The 17,595-nt window shown below is 63.5% G+C and carries 18 protein-coding genes; 7 read left to right on the plus strand and 11 right to left on the minus strand.

Going from position 1 to position 17,595, the window contains the following annotated elements:
- Nucleotides 1-29: 29 nt before the first annotated feature.
- Nucleotides 30-641 (minus strand): TerC family protein, encoded by a 612-nt coding sequence (locus B5M41_RS18885; protein ID WP_134650077.1) that lies wholly within the window; start codon nucleotides 639-641, stop codon nucleotides 30-32.
- A gap of 219 nt (nucleotides 642-860) precedes the next feature.
- On the opposite strand from B5M41_RS18885, the gene B5M41_RS18890 reads away from it, so the two are divergent.
- Nucleotides 861-1,445, plus strand: coding sequence for a tyrosine phosphatase family protein (locus B5M41_RS18890; protein ID WP_134650078.1), 585 nt, complete (start codon nucleotides 861-863; stop codon nucleotides 1,443-1,445).
- 46 nt (nucleotides 1,446-1,491) lie between these two features.
- Here B5M41_RS18890 and B5M41_RS18895 read toward each other — a convergent pair whose 3' ends face one another.
- On the minus strand, nucleotides 1,492-1,956 hold the full coding sequence (locus B5M41_RS18895; RefSeq protein ID WP_134650079.1) for an Lrp/AsnC family transcriptional regulator: 465 nt from the start codon (nucleotides 1,954-1,956) through the stop codon (nucleotides 1,492-1,494).
- 126 nt (nucleotides 1,957-2,082) lie between these two features.
- Between B5M41_RS18895 and alr the strand changes: the two genes are divergently transcribed.
- From alr to B5M41_RS18910, 3 genes are all read left to right on the plus strand, one after another.
- Nucleotides 2,083-3,207 carry an alanine racemase gene (gene alr, locus B5M41_RS18900; protein ID WP_134650080.1) on the plus strand — a complete coding sequence of 375 codons (1,125 nt, stop codon included), beginning with the start codon at nucleotides 2,083-2,085 and terminating at the stop codon, nucleotides 3,205-3,207.
- A 26-nt stretch (nucleotides 3,208-3,233) separates the two neighbouring features.
- Nucleotides 3,234-4,484 carry a D-amino acid dehydrogenase gene (locus B5M41_RS18905; protein WP_134650081.1) on the plus strand — a complete coding sequence of 417 codons (1,251 nt, stop codon included), beginning with the start codon at nucleotides 3,234-3,236 and terminating at the stop codon, nucleotides 4,482-4,484.
- A 154-nt stretch (nucleotides 4,485-4,638) separates the two neighbouring features.
- The gene (locus B5M41_RS18910; protein ID WP_134650082.1) at nucleotides 4,639-5,064 is read left to right on the plus strand and encodes a hypothetical protein; all 426 of its coding nucleotides are present in this window, start codon (nucleotides 4,639-4,641) and stop codon (nucleotides 5,062-5,064) included.
- A 103-nt stretch (nucleotides 5,065-5,167) separates the two neighbouring features.
- Here B5M41_RS18910 and B5M41_RS18915 read toward each other — a convergent pair whose 3' ends face one another.
- The gene (locus B5M41_RS18915; RefSeq protein ID WP_134650083.1) at nucleotides 5,168-6,364 is read right to left on the minus strand and encodes an MFS transporter; all 1,197 of its coding nucleotides are present in this window, start codon (nucleotides 6,362-6,364) and stop codon (nucleotides 5,168-5,170) included.
- 107 nt (nucleotides 6,365-6,471) lie between these two features.
- Here B5M41_RS18915 and B5M41_RS18920 point away from each other — a divergent pair, with 107 nt between their 5' ends.
- Nucleotides 6,472-7,410, plus strand: coding sequence for an AraC family transcriptional regulator (locus B5M41_RS18920; RefSeq protein WP_134650084.1), 939 nt, complete (start codon nucleotides 6,472-6,474; stop codon nucleotides 7,408-7,410).
- Nucleotides 7,411-7,504: 94 nt separating this feature from the next.
- Here the strand turns inward: B5M41_RS18920 and ggt are convergent, their stop codons facing one another.
- The 3 genes from ggt to B5M41_RS18935 all read right to left on the minus strand — a co-directional run bounded on the left by ggt (nucleotide 7,505) and on the right by B5M41_RS18935 (nucleotide 11,003).
- Entirely contained in the window at nucleotides 7,505-9,097 is a 1,593-nt protein-coding gene (gene ggt, locus B5M41_RS18925; protein ID WP_134650085.1) for a gamma-glutamyltransferase, read from the minus strand.
- Between the two features lie 88 nt (nucleotides 9,098-9,185).
- Nucleotides 9,186-9,860, minus strand: a complete 675-nt coding sequence (locus B5M41_RS18930) for a GntR family transcriptional regulator (RefSeq protein WP_134650086.1) — start codon at nucleotides 9,858-9,860, stop codon at nucleotides 9,186-9,188.
- 216 nt (nucleotides 9,861-10,076) lie between these two features.
- The gene (locus B5M41_RS18935) at nucleotides 10,077-11,003 is read right to left on the minus strand and encodes a LysR family transcriptional regulator (RefSeq protein WP_134650087.1); all 927 of its coding nucleotides are present in this window, start codon (nucleotides 11,001-11,003) and stop codon (nucleotides 10,077-10,079) included.
- Nucleotides 11,004-11,163: 160 nt separating this feature from the next.
- Here B5M41_RS18935 and B5M41_RS18940 point away from each other — a divergent pair, with 160 nt between their 5' ends.
- Both B5M41_RS18940 and B5M41_RS18945 read left to right on the plus strand, forming a co-directional pair.
- Nucleotides 11,164-12,852 (plus strand): GMC family oxidoreductase, encoded by a 1,689-nt coding sequence (locus B5M41_RS18940; RefSeq protein WP_134650088.1) that lies wholly within the window; start codon nucleotides 11,164-11,166, stop codon nucleotides 12,850-12,852.
- A gap of 110 nt (nucleotides 12,853-12,962) precedes the next feature.
- Nucleotides 12,963-13,787: an alpha/beta fold hydrolase gene (locus tag B5M41_RS18945; RefSeq protein WP_134650089.1), complete on the plus strand. Its 825-nt coding sequence runs from the start codon at nucleotides 12,963-12,965 to the stop codon at nucleotides 13,785-13,787.
- Between the two features lie 47 nt (nucleotides 13,788-13,834).
- Here B5M41_RS18945 and B5M41_RS18950 read toward each other — a convergent pair whose 3' ends face one another.
- The 5 genes from B5M41_RS18950 to B5M41_RS18970 are packed head-to-tail and all read right to left on the minus strand — an operon-like array spanning nucleotide 13,835 to nucleotide 17,547.
- Complete coding sequence (locus tag B5M41_RS18950; protein ID WP_134650090.1) at nucleotides 13,835-14,161, minus strand: cupin domain-containing protein; 327 nt, start codon at nucleotides 14,159-14,161, stop codon at nucleotides 13,835-13,837.
- A gap of 9 nt (nucleotides 14,162-14,170) precedes the next feature.
- Nucleotides 14,171-14,926, minus strand: coding sequence for a 2-dehydro-3-deoxy-D-gluconate 5-dehydrogenase KduD (gene kduD, locus B5M41_RS18955; protein WP_134650091.1), 756 nt, complete (start codon nucleotides 14,924-14,926; stop codon nucleotides 14,171-14,173).
- The gene (gene kduI, locus B5M41_RS18960; protein ID WP_134650092.1) at nucleotides 14,923-15,765 is read right to left on the minus strand and encodes a 5-dehydro-4-deoxy-D-glucuronate isomerase; all 843 of its coding nucleotides are present in this window, start codon (nucleotides 15,763-15,765) and stop codon (nucleotides 14,923-14,925) included. Before kduI ends, kduD begins: the two co-directional genes overlap by 4 nt.
- A 31-nt stretch (nucleotides 15,766-15,796) precedes the next feature.
- Nucleotides 15,797-16,528 carry an ATP-binding cassette domain-containing protein gene (locus B5M41_RS18965; protein ID WP_134650093.1) on the minus strand — a complete coding sequence of 244 codons (732 nt, stop codon included), beginning with the start codon at nucleotides 16,526-16,528 and terminating at the stop codon, nucleotides 15,797-15,799.
- The gene (locus B5M41_RS18970; protein WP_134650094.1) at nucleotides 16,528-17,547 is read right to left on the minus strand and encodes an ABC transporter permease; all 1,020 of its coding nucleotides are present in this window, start codon (nucleotides 17,545-17,547) and stop codon (nucleotides 16,528-16,530) included. Before B5M41_RS18970 ends, B5M41_RS18965 begins: the two co-directional genes overlap by 1 nt.
- Nucleotides 17,548-17,595: the final 48 nt, after the last annotated feature.

The following is a 17,595-nucleotide window of genomic DNA, read 5'->3' on the forward strand; positions in this document are numbered from 1 at the left end:
GGGTTCATCCCGGCCTTTTTGCGTCCGCCTCAGTCGATCGGAACGTAGGGCAGCACCTCGATCGCGCCGCGATAGATCATGTCGAGCGAGACATAGAGGATGATGGCCAGGCCGACATAGGCGATCCAGCGATGCTTGTTGAGCAGGCGGGCGATGACGTTGGCGGCAATGCCCATCAGCGCGATGGAGAGCGCAAGGCCGACGATCAGAACGCTTGGATGTTCACGGGCCGCACCCGCGACGGCCAGCACATTGTCCAGCGACATCGAGACATCCGCAACGACGATCTGCGTCGCCGCCTGAAAGAACGTCTTCTTCGGCGCGCCTTCGGCCGGCAGGCCTTCGGCATCCGTGTGGCCGCTGCGCAGTTCGCGCCACATCTTCCAGCAGACCCACAGGAGAAGAAGCCCGCCGGCCAGAAGCAGGCCGATGATGGCCAGAAGATGCACCGCCACGGTGGCGAAGATGATGCGCAGCACCGTCGCTGCGATGATGCCGACGAGAATGGCCTTCTTGCGCTGGGCGGGATCAAGCCCCGCCGCCGCCAGACCGATCACCACGGCGTTGTCCCCCGCCAGCACGAGATCGATTGCAATCACCTGCAAAAGCGCCGTCAGCCCGGCTGCCGTCAGAATTTCCATGCGTCATACCTCAAATGTCGCGGTTCGCCACCGGGCCATCCCTGCCCGGGCAAGACGGATCAGTGCGCCCCGGACCGGCATTTTGCAAGATGGTCGTGGCCGCGACATGCAGATTGCCGTTCATCGGCAAAACGCTCCGTTGTCGCGCAGCCCGCATTTTACTATCTATCGTCCTCCGACGCTTTGTCGGTCACGGCAGGAATTTGCGAGGATACGGCTATGGACATGATCTTTTCACCCGTGCTGACGGTGTGCGGCATCGATGAACTGCCCGGGCAGCGCGACCGTGCCGTCACCCATGTCCTGTCCATCGTCGACCCCGATCTGCCGGAGCTTGAAGCTTTTGCGAGCTATGCGCAGCATCATCGCACGACGCTGCGCTTCCACGACATCATATCCGCGATACCCGACCGGGTGATGCCACACCCCGATCACGTCGCGGCCGTGCTCGCTTTCGGCAGCGATTTCCTCGCCCGGCAGGAACAGGATGCGCAGAGCCACCTCCTCGTTCATTGCCATATGGGCATATCGCGCTCCACGGCCGCCATGCTGACCCTGATGGCGCAGGCGAACCCGGATGAGGAAGCGGAGGACCTGTTCCGGCGGCTCGTCGAGATCCGGCCGCAGGCCTGGCCGAATTCGCAGATGATCAGCTTTGCCGACGAGCAGCTCGGCCGCGGCGGCGATCTGACAGCCGCCCTGCGCCGTCACTACGGACGGCAGCTTCGCGTCCAGCCGAAATATACGGAATGGATGACCATGCTCGGCCGGGAGGCGGAGTTGCGCATGGCGCTCACGGACTGATCATCTCGCCATGAGTCGAGGCGATCCCGCTTCGGCCGGAAATGCCTCAGCGCCGGCCCCGTGGGCGCGTGGCCAGCACGTTGCGGATCGAGAAGCTGGAATGGATGCGCTGAACACCGGGCAGCGCAGACAGGATTTCCTTGTGAATGCGCTCGAAGTCGCCGGCATTGGCCACCTCGACGCGCAGGAGATAGTCCGAACCACCCGTCATCAGGAAACATTCGCGGATTTCCGGGTGGCGGCGCACCGCTGCCTCGAAGCGATCCAGATGATCCTCCGTCTGGCGCTCCAGCGTGATATTGATGATGACGGCGATGGTCGCCTCGGCGTTTCCGGTATCGACAAGCGCCGTGTAGCCCCTGATGACGCCGGCCTTTTCCATCAGCCGGATGCGCCGCAGGCAGGCGGAGGGCGACAGCCCGACCTCGGCAGCGAGTGCTGCGTTGCTCATGCGGGCATCGAGCCGGAGAAGCCGCAGGATATTGCGATCGATCGTATCAAGAGCGGCCATGGCAGATTGTTCCGAAAAGTCACCGTTCCTTCCAACAATCATGCACGCACGCAACAATCAAGCGCAGATCGACCGGAAATTCTGCGATCGTTTCACTAGGCTTCGAAAAAAGCTCGGGGGACGGGTATGGACGGCATGACATCACGAGACATCAGCGCGGAGATCGACGGCGCCTCCGGCTATCTCACCATCGATCTGGCCGCGCTTGCCCGCAATTACGCGCGGCTTGCGGGCGACGTCGCCCCGGCGGGCGCGGCGGCAGTGGTCAAGGCCGACGCATATGGGCTCGGCGCCGACCGGGTCGCGCCTCGGCTCTATGCGGAAGGCTGCCGCCACTTTTTCGTCGCCCAGTTCGTCGAGGCGCTGCGGCTGCGTCCTCTGCTGGCAGGTGATGCCCGCATCTTCGTCCTGAACGGCCTCTTGCCCGGCAATGAAAGCGCCTGCGCCCGCCACGGCATCGTGCCTGTCATCAACTCGCTCGAGCAGTGGCGGCGATGGGCCGACGCGGCGAAGGCTGCGGGCCGCATCCTTCCCGCCGTCCTCCAGTTCGACACCGGCATGTCGCGCCTCGGCGTGCCGCCGGAGGAGCGCGAAGTGCTCGCGGCTCTGGTGAAAGCCGAAGCGGGGATCGCCATGCTGTTCGTGATGAGCCATCTTGCCAGCGCCGACGACGCCGAGAGCGCGCAGAATGCCAGCCAGCTTGCCGAGATGCAGGCCGTCGCCGCCGCCTTCCCGCAATTCGACCTGTGCTTTGCCAATTCCGGCGGCATCTTCCTCGGCCAGCCCTATCACGGCGTGCTCGCCCGCCCCGGTATCGCGCTTTACGGCGGTGCGCCCGTTTCCGGCCGGGCGAACCCGATGGAACCCGTCGTCAGCCTCGACGTAGCGGTCGTGCAGACCCGCACGGTGCAGGCCGGCGCGCGCGTCGGCTACAGCGGCACCCATGTCGTGACGGGCGAGACGCGTCTTGCCACCATCGCCGCCGGTTATGCGGATGGCCTGCCGCGCAGTCTCTCGGGCCGCGGCGCCGTCTATTGCGACGGGATGCGGCTGCCCATCGTGGGGCGCGTCTCGATGGACAGCATCACCATCGACATCTCCGCACTGCCGCAGGGCCGCCTCACGCTCGGCAGCCGTGTCGAACTGCTCGGCCCCAACCAGACGCTGGAGGATGTGGCCCGCGACGCCGGTACCATTTCCTACGAGATCCTGACCGGTCTCGGAAACCGCTACCAGCGCATCTATCGCTGACACCGTCTCTTTCCTTCGAGGGCATCATGAAAGTCATCGTTCTCGGCGCCGGCATCGTCGGTGTCACATCCGCCTACCAGCTTGCGCGCGCCGGTCACGACGTGACGGTCGTCGACCGCCAGCCCGGCCCGGCACTCGAGACCAGTTTCGCCAATGCCGGCGAGGTCTCCTTCGGCTACTGCTCGCCCTGGGCCGCGCCGGGCATCCCGATGAAGGCGATGAAATGGCTGTTCATGCAGCATGCACCGCTTATCCTGCGCCCCAAGGTCGACATGGCCATGCTGTCCTGGATGGCGCAGATGCTGCGCAACTGCACGTCCGCCCGCTACGCGCTCAACAAGAGCCGCATGCTGCGCCTTGCCGATTACAGCCGCGTCGCGCTTGCCGCACTGCGCGAGGAGACGGGCATCTCCTATGACGAGCGCATGCAGGGCACGCTGCAGCTCTTCCGCACGCAAGCCCAGCTCGACGCGTCGGCGAAGGACGTCAAGGCGCTCGCCGCCGATGGCATTCCCTATGAGGTGCTCGACCCCGCAGGCTGCATCCGCGTCGAGCCGGCGCTCGGGCATGTCCGCGAAAAGATCGTGGGCGGACTGCTGACACCGAAGGACGAGACCGGCGACTGCTTCAAGTTCGCCAATGCGCTTGCTGCCAAGGCCGCCGCACTCGGCGTTCGCTTCAACTATGGCAGCATCATCCGCGGGCTCGATGTGGAGGCGGGACGCGTGACCGGCGTCGTTACCGCGCATGGCCGCATCGAGGCCGATGCGGTTGTCGTGGCGCTCGGCAGCTTCTCTCCCCTGCTCGTGCGCCCGCACGGCATCCGCCTGCCGGTCTATCCGGTCAAGGGCTATTCGCTGACCATCCCGATCACCGACGAGACGCGCGCGCCGGTCTCCACGGTGATGGACGAGACCTACAAGATCGCCATCACGCGGCTCGGCGACCGCATCCGTGTGGGCGGCATGGCGGAAATCTCTGGCTATACCAACGATCTCGGTGAGCCGCGCCGCCTGACGCTGCAGCATTCCGTCACCGATCTCTTCCCCGGCGGAGACGTTTCCAAGGCGAGCTTCTGGTCGGGTTTGCGCCCAATGACCCCCGATGGCACGCCCGTCATCGGCCCGACGAAGGTCGCCGGCCTCTACCTCAACACGGGCCACGGCACGCTCGGATGGACGATGAGCTCCGGCTCGGCCCGTGTGATCGCCGATCTCGTCTCCGGCAAAAAGCCGGAGATCGACGCCACCGACCTCGCCGTCGCGCGCTACGCCTGACGGTGCCGACGCCGCCACCACACTTTCCGGCGCGGGTGGCGGCGTCGATCCACGAACCCAAGATGAACCGCGTACGCGCGCTGCTCGCCATGACGCGGGCGGATCGAGGCGAGTGATGCTGGCGACGCGCGTTCTTGCGGTGTAAGCATGCGTGATGCAGGGCTCGATCTACATATTCGTGAAGCGAAAGCTGATTAGCCATGGCGTTGATCGGACGCCGGACGGGCGGGTTGCGATTGAGAACAAACACCTCTTTTTGGGCTTCGTTCGTCTTGAGCGCGCGGTCAGGATTGCCGATTTCGACGCCGTGCAACGCGCCGTAAAGACAATAGACGGGCGCGCAAACGCGCTGGGCAAGCGGCACCTCATCGTGTTCGCGTACATGTATCTTTATTTCTCCGACGCAACTCCGAAGAAGACCCTTGCGGACGTCAAGGCAGACGATGGGGGCGTCGTAAGGACGGTCGAGTACCGACGCGCTGTCACACCCGAAGAACGGCTGATCGGCGATTGGGCCCAGCTGTGCTTTGCACGGTATGGGGATAGCCTTCTTCGCGCCGTTTACGCCTCGGCGGTGTGAAGACGGGCAGGGACTGTGATCGTCTGAACCACGCCCCTCGAATGCCAATCCGAACCCGGCGCCTTTTCAAGCCGGGCTCGGAAGCTGGATATCGTTTGTTGTTTCAGCCGACCTGAACCAGCATCTTGCGAGAGACGGTGACCAGCGAGGCGCCGAGCAGCGCGGCAAGTGCCGAGAAGAGAAATACGCCGGCAGGGCCTTGCAGTTCGACGATCAGGCCGCCGAGGATCGCCCCCGTCGAGATGGCGATCTGGAAGGTCGTCAGGGTTGCCGCACCAGCGCCTTCCGCCTCGTCACCGGCAGCACGGCTGATGAAGGACTGGACGCTGACCGGCAGGGCGCCGAATGCGAAACCCCAGGCCGCCGTAGCGACGGCAGCGATGACCGGTGATACGCCGAACAAGGCAAGTATCAGCGCTGTCACCGCAACGCCGCTTGCCGCAAGCGTGATCGACAGACGTGTGCTGCGCTCGGCGATGAAGCCGCCGGCAATGTTGCCGAAGAAGCCGCCAATGCCGAAGGCAAGCAGGATGGCGGTGATCATTTCGACGCCGAAGTGCGGCACGAGTTCGAGGTAGGGGCGGATGTAGGTGAAGCCGGCAAAGTGTCCGGTAACGACCAGCAGGATGGTGGCAAGCCCGAGCCGCACGGCGGGCCGCTTGATGACGCGCAGGATCGTGCCGAGGCTCGTCGTCCCCTTCGGCGGCAGCGGCGGCACGGTCAGCAGCTGCGCGATGAAGGTAACGACCCCGACAGCGGCTGCCAGAAGAAAGGCATACCGCCAGCCGAGGGTGGCGCCGATCCAGGCGCCGAGCGGTGCCGCGCAGACGGTGGCCAGCGATACGCCGGACATCACGATCGCCATGGCGCGCGGCATCAGCCGGTCGGGCACGAGCCGCATGGCGAGTGCCAGTGACATGGCCCAGAAGCCGCCGAGTGCGATCCCCAGCAGGACGCGCGCGACCAGCAGGACAAACAGGCTGGAGGCAAAGCCTGCGATCAGGCTCGATATGACGAGCAGGCCGGTCAGCGCCAGCAGAACGGTGCGCCTGTCGAAGCGCCCCGTGCCGATGACGATCGCCGGTCCCGCGAATGCGCCGACGACGGCCGTCGTGGTGACGGATTGTCCGGCCGCGCCGATGCTGACACCGAGGTCCGCCGACATCGGCGTCAGAAGGCTCGCCGGCAGGAATTCCGCCGTCACCAGGCCGAAGACGCCAAGCGACAGGGACAGCACGGCTCCCCAACGGGCCGCCCGCTCGTCACCGCTCGTGTGCGAGGGCGTTGATACAAAATCCATTTTTCCATCTCCAATGAAGGTGGCAAAAAGGTAGGCGTGACGGATCGGAGTTTCTATGCTAAGAAATCCATAAAACTATGCCGTTTCTCCAAATTGCGGAGTGTGCCTTGAGTGATGCCTTGAGCGAAATTTTGCGCGGCCTGCGCCTGGACGGTGTGGAATACGGCCGATGCCAGCCTTCGGCGCCTTGGGCAACGGCCTATCCTTCGCAGGAACCTGCCCGGTTTCATTTTCTTGCCGCCGGCTCCGCCTATCTCCAGACACCGGATGGCGAGTGGATGGAACTTGCTGCCGGCGATGCGGTCCTGTTGCCGAAGGGCGATGCCCATGTGCTGGCCAGCAAGCCGGGCGTTCCGCCTGTCCCTGTCAACGACCTGCCGAAACGCCAGCTTTGCGACGGCATCATCGATCTGCAATGTCCGTGCAGCGACAAGAACAATCTCCTGTTCTTTGCCGTCATGCGCTTCAATGTGGACCGGATGCATCCGCTCCTGCAGCTTATGCCTTCGGTCATGCGCACCAGCGACCTCTCATCGAGCGAGCCGTCCATCCCACCGCTTCTCGACGCCATGATGCGAGAGGTTGAGATGAACCGCGTCGGCTCCGGCGGCATTCTGGCGCGGTTGGCCGACGTGTTGACGGCAACGATCATTCGCACCTGGGTCGAACATGGCTGCGGCACAGCGACGGGTTGGCTGGCCGCGGTGCGCAATCCGGACATCGGCCGTGTCCTTGCCGCCATCCATCTGGAGCCGGCTCGCGGCTGGACGATTGCCGAGCTGGCAAAACTCATGGGTGCGTCGCGCTCCGGCTTTGCCCAGCGTTTCGTCGATGTGGTGGGCGAGACGCCGGCGCGTTACATCGCAAGCATGCGCATGCATCAGGCGCATCAATGGCTGAAGGAGGGGCAGCGCGTCGCCTCCGTCGCCAATCGTCTCGGTTACGATTCCGAGGCCTCCTTCAGCCGCGCCTTCCGCAAAATGATGGGAGCGCCACCCAGCCATTATCGCAGCAAGCCTGCCATGGGCGATGCCGTCCTGCGCTGAAACCACGTCTGGCGCGGCGGCTCCGTAGGACGTCTTCAGCTCCCTGCAAAAGGCATAGACTGAACCGCGGAATCCTGCCTTTGGCACGGCGTTCCTACAGACCCAGCGCGATGCCGTCCTTGCGCGATTCCGAGCCGCCGATCAGCGTGCCGTTCTCCCAATCGATGCGGATTGCCTGTGCCCCGCCGATCGGTCCTTCGGCCGGAACGAGCGAGAAGCCGCGTCGTTCGAGTTCGCTTGCGGTGGCCGCCGGCAGCGTGTGTTCGGCTTCAACGAGCGTGCCTTCGGACTTTGGAATGAGACGCGGAAGGTCGATCGCCTCCTGCAGGTCCATGCCATAGTCGAAGACCTTGGAGATGAGATGGGCGTGGCCCATCGCCTGATAGTAGCCGCCCATGACGCCGAAGGGCATTTCCACCCGGCCGCCGCGCGTGACCATGCCGGGGATGATGGTATGCAGCGGCCTCTTGCCAGGCGCCACCACATTGGGATGGCCCGGCTTCAGGGAGAAACTCTGACCACGATTGTGCAGCACCACACCGGACCGCGGCGCGACAAGGCCGGTGCCGAAGCTGTCGAAGACCGAGTTGATGAAGCTGACGGCGTTGCGGTCGCGGTCCACCACGGAAATATAGACCGTGTCACGGTGCAGCGGCATGTCGAAGGCCGGCAGGTCCGTCATCGCGCGCTTCAGGTCGATCATGCCGGCGAGCCGGTCGGCGAGGGCGTCCGACAGCAGCTCCTCGACGGGCACGTGCGCTTTCTCCGGGTCCGCAATCCAGGCGTCGCGCGCCGCATAGGCAAGCCGTGTCGCCTCGATTTCCAGATGGAGCCTGTCGGGCGACTGCGGATCGCCCTTGGCGTCGAAGCGCGAGAGGACGTTGAGGATCAGCAACGCGATGATGCCCTGGCCGTTCGGCGGGCATTCGTGGATGGTATGGCCTCGAAAATCCGTTGTGACGGGCGTCACATAGTCGCCCTGCGCAGCGGCGAAATCCTCCAGCGTGTGCAGCCCGCCGAGAGAACGCAGATAGGACACGATGTCTTCCGCAACCGCCCCCGTGTAGAAACCGTCACGCCCCTCGGCCGCGATGCGCTTCAACGTCGCGGCAAGTTCCGGCTGATGGTGTACCTCGCCGATCCCGGGCGCTCGCCCCTTCGGCAGAAAGATGCGCGCCGCGGTCGGCTCCGAGGAGAGCAGCTCCTCCTCCAGCTGCCAGTCGTGATGAACCCGCGGGCTTATACCATAGCCTTCCTCGGCAAAGCGGATGGCCGGCGCCAGGACGTCGGCGAAGGGCATGCGGCCGTGATCGGCATGCAGCCTCGTCCATGCATCGATGGCGCCTGGAACGGTCACCGCCGAGGGCGAGTGCCGCGGCACTTCGGCAAGCCCGCGTTCGGTGAACCAGTCGAGCGTCAACGCCGCTGGCGTGCGGCCGGAGCCGTTATAGGCGACGACCTTGTCGGAGCCGCCGGCTGCGTACAGCACGAAGCAATCGCCGCCGATGCCGGTCGAGCCCGGCTCGACGACGCATTGCACGGCAGATGCCGCAATCGCCGCATCCATCGCATTGCCCCCGGCCGCCAGGATCTGCAGCGCGACGAGCGTTGCGGAGGGGTGCGATGTCGCCGCCATCGCATGGCGGGCAACGGCAACCGAGCGTGTCGGCTTCTCGAAGTTGCGCATTCTTACGTTATCTCCTCGTTGGCGGGGGCGCGTCGCGTTTCACCTTGCCGGATGTTTCACCATCTTCGTACATGTAGACGCACGACGCTCAGCGCCGGACGGGACTTGCAAATTCGGCCAGCAAGGGCGCCGTGCCGAGAATGTGCTCCTGCATGATCTGATCTGCGTGAAGCGCATCGCCCTGTGCGAATGCACGGATCAAGCGCTCATGTTCCTCGCGCGCCGACAGCGGCTTGTCGACATAGTCGAACCAGAAGCGCATGTAGGGCTCGATCACGACATGCAGCGCGTTGATCTTTCGGATCAGGTTTGGCCGACCGCTTAGCGTGTAGATGAGTGCATGGAACTCCTGGTGCCGGACGACCCAGTCGCTGCTGCCCGTCTGGCCGGCGCGTTCCATGCGATCCAAAAGCCGTTCCAGATCGAGAAAGGCGTCGGCGTCCATTTTCGGCACTGCCAGGCGCACCGCCAGGCCCTCGAGAACGGACCTGATCTCGAACGTCTCGTAGATCTCGTCGAGCGTGAGACCCGCCACAATGCATCCACGGTTCGGGCGAAGCGTCACAAGCCCTTCCGCAGCCAGACGGCGGAAAGCTTCACGCACGGGCATCCGGCTCATGCCGATCTCAGCCGCGATTTCCTCCGGTATCAGGCGATCACCCGGCTTGTAGCGGCAAAGCCTGAGGCCCCTCTGGAGGTAGAGATAAGCTTCTTCTTCGGCTGTGGACGGGCTTTGCTCTAAAGAGGCGCTCAGGAAGGTCATGGAAACACATCATGGATTTTTGTATCCACTTATCCAATCACCGCACCGAAATGTCGTCAAGATGGTCGCGTGGAAGCTTGGCGATTCATCCCGCCGGTAGCGCCGCCGTAGGGCTTCGACGCGGAACACCCCGGGATTTACATGTGCGCCGTTCGCCGGAAGCTCCCTTCCAGCCGGATGCGAATGTCGGAAATTGCTGCCCAAGCGCCGTCGCGGTCAGCCCCACACCCGCCGGATTGCGTCCAATGCGGCCGATATCGCGGGGTCTTTCGTGCGGGCCTCCAGGCAAAGGAAGCTCAGTTTCGTCGAGATCCTGACGTTTTCAGCGATGACAAGGCCATGGGATTGTTGCTCATGAAGGGCAATCGACTCTCGACAAAGGCTCAAACCGATCCCGGTCCGCACCATGGCAACCATCGATGCCTCCTGGTCGACTTCGGCGACGATGTTTTGCCGAAGGCCGAGATTGGTGAACAGGCGCGTCAGCAACCGGCTGTGCACGGAAGCTTGCGGCGTTCCGATCCAGGGGAGGGATGCAAGCTGCGTCCAGTCAGCCTCCCTTACGAAGCCGGCAAGGGATGGTGGCGCGACGACGCGATAGGTCAGTTGAGCCAGTTCGCGCGCGTGAAACAAGGGTGCAGCACCCTCTGCCGACATGTCCGACGATGGGTCGTGATCTCTGGGATCGCCAAGATAGAAACCGGCGTCCAGCTCGTTCCGCCGCAGGCCTTCCGCCACATCTCCGCTCATGCCATGCCGTAGCGTCGTCTCGATACCCGGGCCGCTTTCGATCAGCGCGTTCAGAAACGCACCCAGGCGGGTAAATTCCGGGTCGATGATCGTGCCGATCCTGAGCTTTCCGCGCACACGGGTCGCCAAATGTCCGGCCGTCTGCCCGAAGTCCGTGAGTGCCGCGAGGACCTGCTCCGCCTTGGCGGCAAGCAGGGCGCCTTCCTGCGTCATTTCCAATCCGGTCGACGTCCGCCGGAACAAGGTGAGCCCGGTCTCCCTGGCGAGGCGCTTCAACTGCAGCGTCACGGCGGGCTGGGTGACGTACAGTTCCTCGGCGGCGCGCGTGACGTTTCCGGCCCGTGCGACGGTCACGAATGCCCTCAATGTTTTCAGATCGACCGTATGAAGCATATTAGTTTCACTTATAATGCATCATGTGATTTGTCATTGGATTTCCGTTTCATTTCTCCGCAATTTCCTGATGTGGAAACGAGGAGACGGCTGAAATGATTGAAGGTGACAGCGAATATTGTGTCCATAGGCCGGTCCGCCGGAAGGGGTGGGTGGCCCGATGACACGCGCACCGTCCCCGCCGTCCGATCATGCATTCGATTATATCATCGTCGGCGGCGGTTCCGCCGGCTGCCTGCTTGCCAACCGCCTCAGCCGCGATCCCGCGCTGCGCGTGCTGCTGCTGGAAGCCGGCCGCAAGGACGACTATCCCTGGATTCACATCCCGGTCGGCTATCTCTACTGCATCGGCAATCCGCGTACCGACTGGCTTTATAAAACCGAGCCGGATGCCGGCCTGAACGGGCGATCGCTGCGCTATCCGCGTGGCAAGACGCTCGGTGGCTGCTCCTCGATCAACGGCATGATCTATATGCGCGGTCAGGCACGCGACTTCGACGGTTGGGCGGCGGCCACTGGTGATGACGTCTGGTCCTGGCAGAACTGCCTGCCCGATTTCAAGGCGCATGAAGATCACTACCGGCTGGACAAAGGCGCGGACCCGAAGACTGGCGACAACAGCCGGTTTTCCGAGATGCACGGCCATGGTGGCGAATGGCGGATCGAGAAGCAGCGGCTCAAATGGGATATCCTGGAATCTTTCGCCGAGGCCGCAGTCGAGGCGGGCATTCCACGCTCGGACGATTTCAACAGCGGCGACAATGAAGGCGTCGGCTATTTCGAGGTCAACCAGCGCTCCGGCTGGCGCTGGAACACGTCGAAAGCTTTCCTGCGCCCGGCGTGCAACCGTCCGAACCTGACGATCTGGACACAAGCCCATGTCGAACGGCTGGTCCTTGAGACCGGGGCATCCGGCGGCACGCGATGCGCCGGTGCCGTGGTCCAGCGCCAGGGGCAGCGCGTGGAGGTCCGGGCGCGCCGGGAAGTCATTCTTTCCGCCGGCGCGATCGGCTCGCCGCAAATCCTGCAACTGTCGGGTATCGGTCCGGCCGGACTGCTGAAGCGTCATGGCGTCCCGGTTGTGCACGATCTGCCGGGTGTCGGAGAAAACCTTCAGGACCATCTGCAGATCCGCGCGGTCTTCAAGGTCGGCAATGCCAGGACGCTCAACACTCTCGCCAACAGCTTGGTCGGCAAAGCGATGATCGGGCTCGAATATGCGTTGAAGCGCAGCGGTCCCATGAGCATGTCTCCCTCGCAGCTTGGTGCCTTCACGCGGTCGGACGACAGCCAGGCCCACGCCAACCTGGAATATCACGTCCAGCCGCTCAGCCTCGACGCCTTCGGCGAGCCTTTGCACGACGTACCTGCCTTCACCGCGAGCGTGTGCAATCTCAACCCGACCAGCGTCGGAAGCGTGCGCATCCGCTCCGACAAGGCGTCGGATGCCCCGGCCATTGCGCCGAACTATCTCAGCACGGAAGCCGATCGCAAAATTGCCGCCGAGAGCCTGCGGCAGGTGCGCAAGATCGTGTCGCAGCCGGCGCTCGCGAAATATCAGCCGCAGGAATGGAAGCCCGGCGTGCAGTTCCAGAGCGACGAGGAACTGGCGCGCCTCGCGGGCGATATCGCCAACACCATTTTCCATCCCGTCGGAACGACGAAGATGGGGCGCGACGACGATCCGATGGCGGTGGTGGACAGCCGGCTGAAAGTGCGCGGTATCGAGGGCCTGCGGGTCGTCGATGCAGGCATCATGCCGAAGATCACCAGCGGCAATACCAACGCGCCGACGCTGATGATCGCCGAAAAGGCGGCCGGCTGGATCGTCGCCGACGCGCGCGCGTAGAAACAGCCGAGGACCGCTATGACATCGATCCCGCGATCCGCGTCACTTTCACGGGGAACGATCGCCCGGCTGCCTTCGTTTGGTCATTCCACGAAACCGAGGATTCAGGAATGGCTTATATCGAGGCAAAGGACGGCACGCAGCTTCATGTGAAGGATATCGGATCGGGCCATCCCGTGGTGCTGATCCATGGCTGGCCGCTGACAGGCGATATGTTCGAGTACCAGTCTCTGGCACTTCTCGAGGCCGGCTACCGTGTCATCACCTATGATCGCCGCGGCTTCGGCCAGTCCGGACATCCGGCGGACACGTACAACTATGACGTCTTCGCTGACGATCTCGGCGCCGTCCTGGAGGGCCTCGACATCGACAAGGCGCATCTGGTCGGCTTTTCCATGGGGGGCGGGGAGATCGCCCGGTATCTGACGCGTCATGGCGCAGGTCGCGTTTCCAAGGCCGTTTTGATTGCCTCCGTCGTGCCTTACCTTCTCAAGGACTCCACCAACCCTGACGGTGTCGACTCCAGTGTTTTCGCCGACATGAAGAAGCAGGTGCGCGAAGACCGCTTTGCCTTCCTTCAGAGCTTTGCCAAGACATTCTACGGTGTCGGCCTTGTCAGCAAACCCGTCAGCCAAGGCGTTCTGGACTGGTCGTTCATCCTCGCCGTGATGGCGAGCCCCAAGGCCACGATCGACTGCATCGACGCATTCGGGCGCACGGACTTCCGGCCGGATCTCAAGTCCTTCACAGTCCCGACGCTTATTATTCACGGCACGTCGGACAAGACTGTACCGATCGATCCCGCCGGCCGCGCTGCCGCGAAGGGTATTTCCGGGGCGCAACTGATTGAGTACGAAGGCGAACCGCACGGTCTCTTCGCGACCGCGCCGGATCGCCTCAATCGTGATCTGATCGAGTTCCTCGGCAAGCCGTGACCTGACGGGCTGCCGTGAAACCTCGGTATCGCGGCGGCCCGCCGGCGTTACAGGAAATCGTCTCGTCGCGGTGTGAATGTGTCGATCAGCAGGCCTTTCGTCACCGCGACGACGCCGTGAACGAGGTTCGGGGCGACGATGAAGCTGCTTCCCGCGCCTAGCCGCGCCGTGGCGCCGTCTACGGTGACGTCGAACGTGCCCTCGGCGACATAGCTGACCTGCGTATGCGGGTGGGAATGCGGCGCGCCGATCGCACCTGCCTCGAAGCTGAAGGCGACGAGCATCATTTCCGGACGCTCGCTCAAGACCGCGCGGCGATTTCCAGGTGCGACTTCGATCCAGGTCGTATGCTGGGGCAGGGAATAGAAGGACATTTCAGCCTCTCATCGCGCAAGCCAGCCGCCATCGATCGGCAGGATGGTTCCATGGACGTAATCGGATGCGGCACTCGCAAGAAAGACCGCGGCGCCCACCATGTCTTCCGGCCGCGCCCATCGGCCGGCGGGTATCCGCTTCAGGATATCGGCGTTGCGATCGGCATCCGCGCGCAGCGCCGCCGTGTTGTTGGTCTCGACATAACCGGGCGCGATGGCGTTCACGTTGATGCCGCGCGCGGCCCATTCGTTCGCCAGAAGCTTGGTGATTCCGGCGAGACCACTCTTCGCCGCGGTGTAAGACGGCACGCGAATGCCTCCCTGAAAGGACAGCATCGAGGCGATATTGATGATCTTGGCCTTGCGTTCAGCGGCAAGCGCCGCCTTTGCAAACGCCTGGCAAAGAAAGAAGACGGATTTGAGATTGGTGTCGAGGACCGCGTCCCAGTCCTCCTCGGTAAAGTCGAGCGAGTCGGCACGCCGGATGATGCCGGCATTGTTGACCAGAATATCCGGCGCCGCGCCGGCTTGCAGCGCGGCGGCCATGACGCTTGCGGCACTGCCGATCTGCGAAAGATCGGCCGATACGGCGACAAATGTCCGTCCTGCTGCCTTCACCGCCGCTTCCGTATCCGTCATGGCGGAGCGGCCGACACCGACGATATCCGCACCGGCCTTCGCCAGCCCTATGGAGATGGCCTGCCCGATGCCGGTATTCGCACCGGTGACGATGGCCCATCGGCCGGAGAGATCGAACGGGTTCATCGCAGGGCTTCCATCGGTACCTTGTCCATGTCGGTGAAGCTGATGTTATCGCCGGCCATCGCCCAGATGAAGGCGTAGCGTCCGGTCCCCGCGCCCGAATGGATCGACCAGCCCGGCGATAGCACCGCTTCGTGGTTCTTCAGAACGACATGGCGCGTTTCGCCCGGTTCGCCCATGAAATGGAAAATGCGCGTTGCCTCCTGCATGCCGAAATAGAGATAGACCTCCATGCGCCGGTCGTGCACATGCGCCGGCATGGTGTTCCACACCGAACCCGGCTCGAATGTCGTGAGCCCGACCACCAGCTGGCAGCTTTCGCAGACATCGGGATGAACATACTGGTTGATGGTGCGGTGGTTGCATTCCTCCGCCGAACCCAGATGCACCTTCTTCGCCATGTCGCGGGTGATATGCACGGTCGGGCAGACGCGGTGGGCCGGCGCGCTCAGGACATAGAACAGCGCCGGCTCGGCCTCGTTATCGCTCGCAAAGCTAAGCGCGCCCGAGCCCTTGCCCACATAGATGGCTTCCTGAAAGCCGAGCGCGTAGTCCTTTCCGCCCACGCTGATCGTTCCCGCGCCACCGATATTGAGGATCGCGGCCTCGCGGCGTTCGAGAAACTGGTCAGTGCCGGTCTCGGCGACACGGTCGATTGTGAGCGTGCCACCGGCTGGCACCACGCCACCGACGATCATACGGTCGAGATGGCTATAGGTGAGATTGATCCGGCCCGGATGGAACATCGATTCGATGACGAAGCCATCGCGCAGACCCTGGGTGTTGCGCCTTGCGGCGTCTTCAGGCCCGACGACCTGGCGAGTGGATACGGAGAGTGTCACGGCGTCTGCCTCTTTCTTTCGGGAATGAACATCAGTTGAGCACGACATATTCGGTGAGCTGGTTGATCGTCGTGTCGGCCTTGTCGACATCGAAGACCTTGGTGCCGTGGCTCATGATCACGAACCGGTCACAGACCTGATAGGCGTGATAGATATTGTGCGTCACAAGGACGCTCGAAACGTTCTCGGCCTTGAGCTTCAACACCTGGTTCAACAGCGCCTCGGTTTCGCGCACGGAGAGTGCGGAGGTTGGCTCGTCAAGCAGCAGGATGCGCTTCTTGAAGTGCACGGCACGCGCGATGGCGACCGCCTGCTTCTGGCCGCCGGAGAGATTGCCGACCAGGGTGTCCGGGCTGTCGATGCCCGAGATATGCACGGCGTTCTGCAGGACCTCCATGGTGATTTCCCGCATTTCGGACTGCCGGAGAAGACCGAAACGGTCCGTCAGTTCGCGCCCCATGAAGATATTGCGGGTGATCGAGAGACTGTCGACCAGGGCGGTGTGCTGGTAGATCGTCTCGATGCCGGCATCGGCGGAATCGGACCGGCAGGTGAAGAGCGTCTTCTTTCCGTCGACGCTGAGATAGCCCTCGGTCGGCTTGTGGATGCCGGAAATCAGATTGACCGTCGTCGACTTGCCCGCGCCGTTGTCGCCGAGCAGCCCGACCACCTCGCCCTCGCCAATGTGGAAGCTGAGGTTACGCAGCGCCGTCAGCGCGCCGAAGCTCTTGGAGATGTTGTGCAGTTCGAGAAGATTGGACATCACGCCACGCCTCGCCGCTCGATGAGATGATTGAAGATGGCGGCCAGCACGATCAGCGTCGCGATGAACATGTCGAGATAGAAGCCGGGCGCCCGCAGGAGAAGCAGAACATCCGTGATGGTGTGAATGAGCAGCACACCAAGAAAGATGCCGATGATCGAGCCACGACCGCCGCGCAGCGAAAGCCCGCCGATAACGCAGGCGGCAATCGCCTGGAGTTCGAGACCGGCACCTTGGCCCGGCTGGACGCTGCCGACGCGTGCGGTGGCGAGGATGCCGGCCATGGCCGCCATGCCGCCGGCGACGGCAAAGGCAATCAGTTTCACGCGCCTGGTATTGATGCCGATGGCCTCGGCCGCAGCGCGATTTCCGCCCGTCGCGAACACGTGGTTGCCGAAGCGGTGGCGATGCAGCAGAAAATGAAAGCCGACCACCAACAGCACGATCCAGATGAAGGCGGCATTGATGCCGAACAGCGTGCCGGAAAACAGGCTGGTGAAGACCGGCTCGGGATCGAAACGCACCTGCACCGCACCATTGTAGAGAAGCACCGCGCCGCGCCAGAACAGCAGGCCGCCGAGCGTCACGATAAAGGACGGCAATCCGAAGCGGATCGTGATCTGGCCGTTGAGCAGCCCGATCAGCAGGCCGGTGACGATGCCGAGCGGGGCGGCAAGAAAGGCGCTGACGCCGGCCCCGACCAAGCTCGCCATAAGCACGGCGGTAAAGGTGTAGACGGAGCCGATGGACAGGTCGAATTCACCCGCGATCATCAGCACGCCGGCGCCGAGCGCCAGGCAGCCAAGCACGGGGATTGCCTTCATGAGGATCGTCAGGTTCTGCGGTGAAAGATAGCGAAACTCGTTCGGATAAAGCAGCGCACCGGCGATACAGACGATCTGCAACGTCATGAAGACGAGGAAGATCGCTCCGGCGGGCATCGCCATGATCTGCTTGAGAACGGATTGTCTTTGCGTGCGCGAGCGGTGCACGGCGTTGTCAGCAAGGATAGGTGTCACGGTCTGGCACTCGATTTTGGGGCGTGGGGAGCCGGCCGGGGTCTTCGA

Source organism: Shinella sumterensis (genome assembly GCF_004514425.2).
In the GTDB taxonomy this organism is placed as follows: domain Bacteria; phylum Pseudomonadota; class Alphaproteobacteria; order Rhizobiales; family Rhizobiaceae; genus Shinella; species Shinella sumterensis.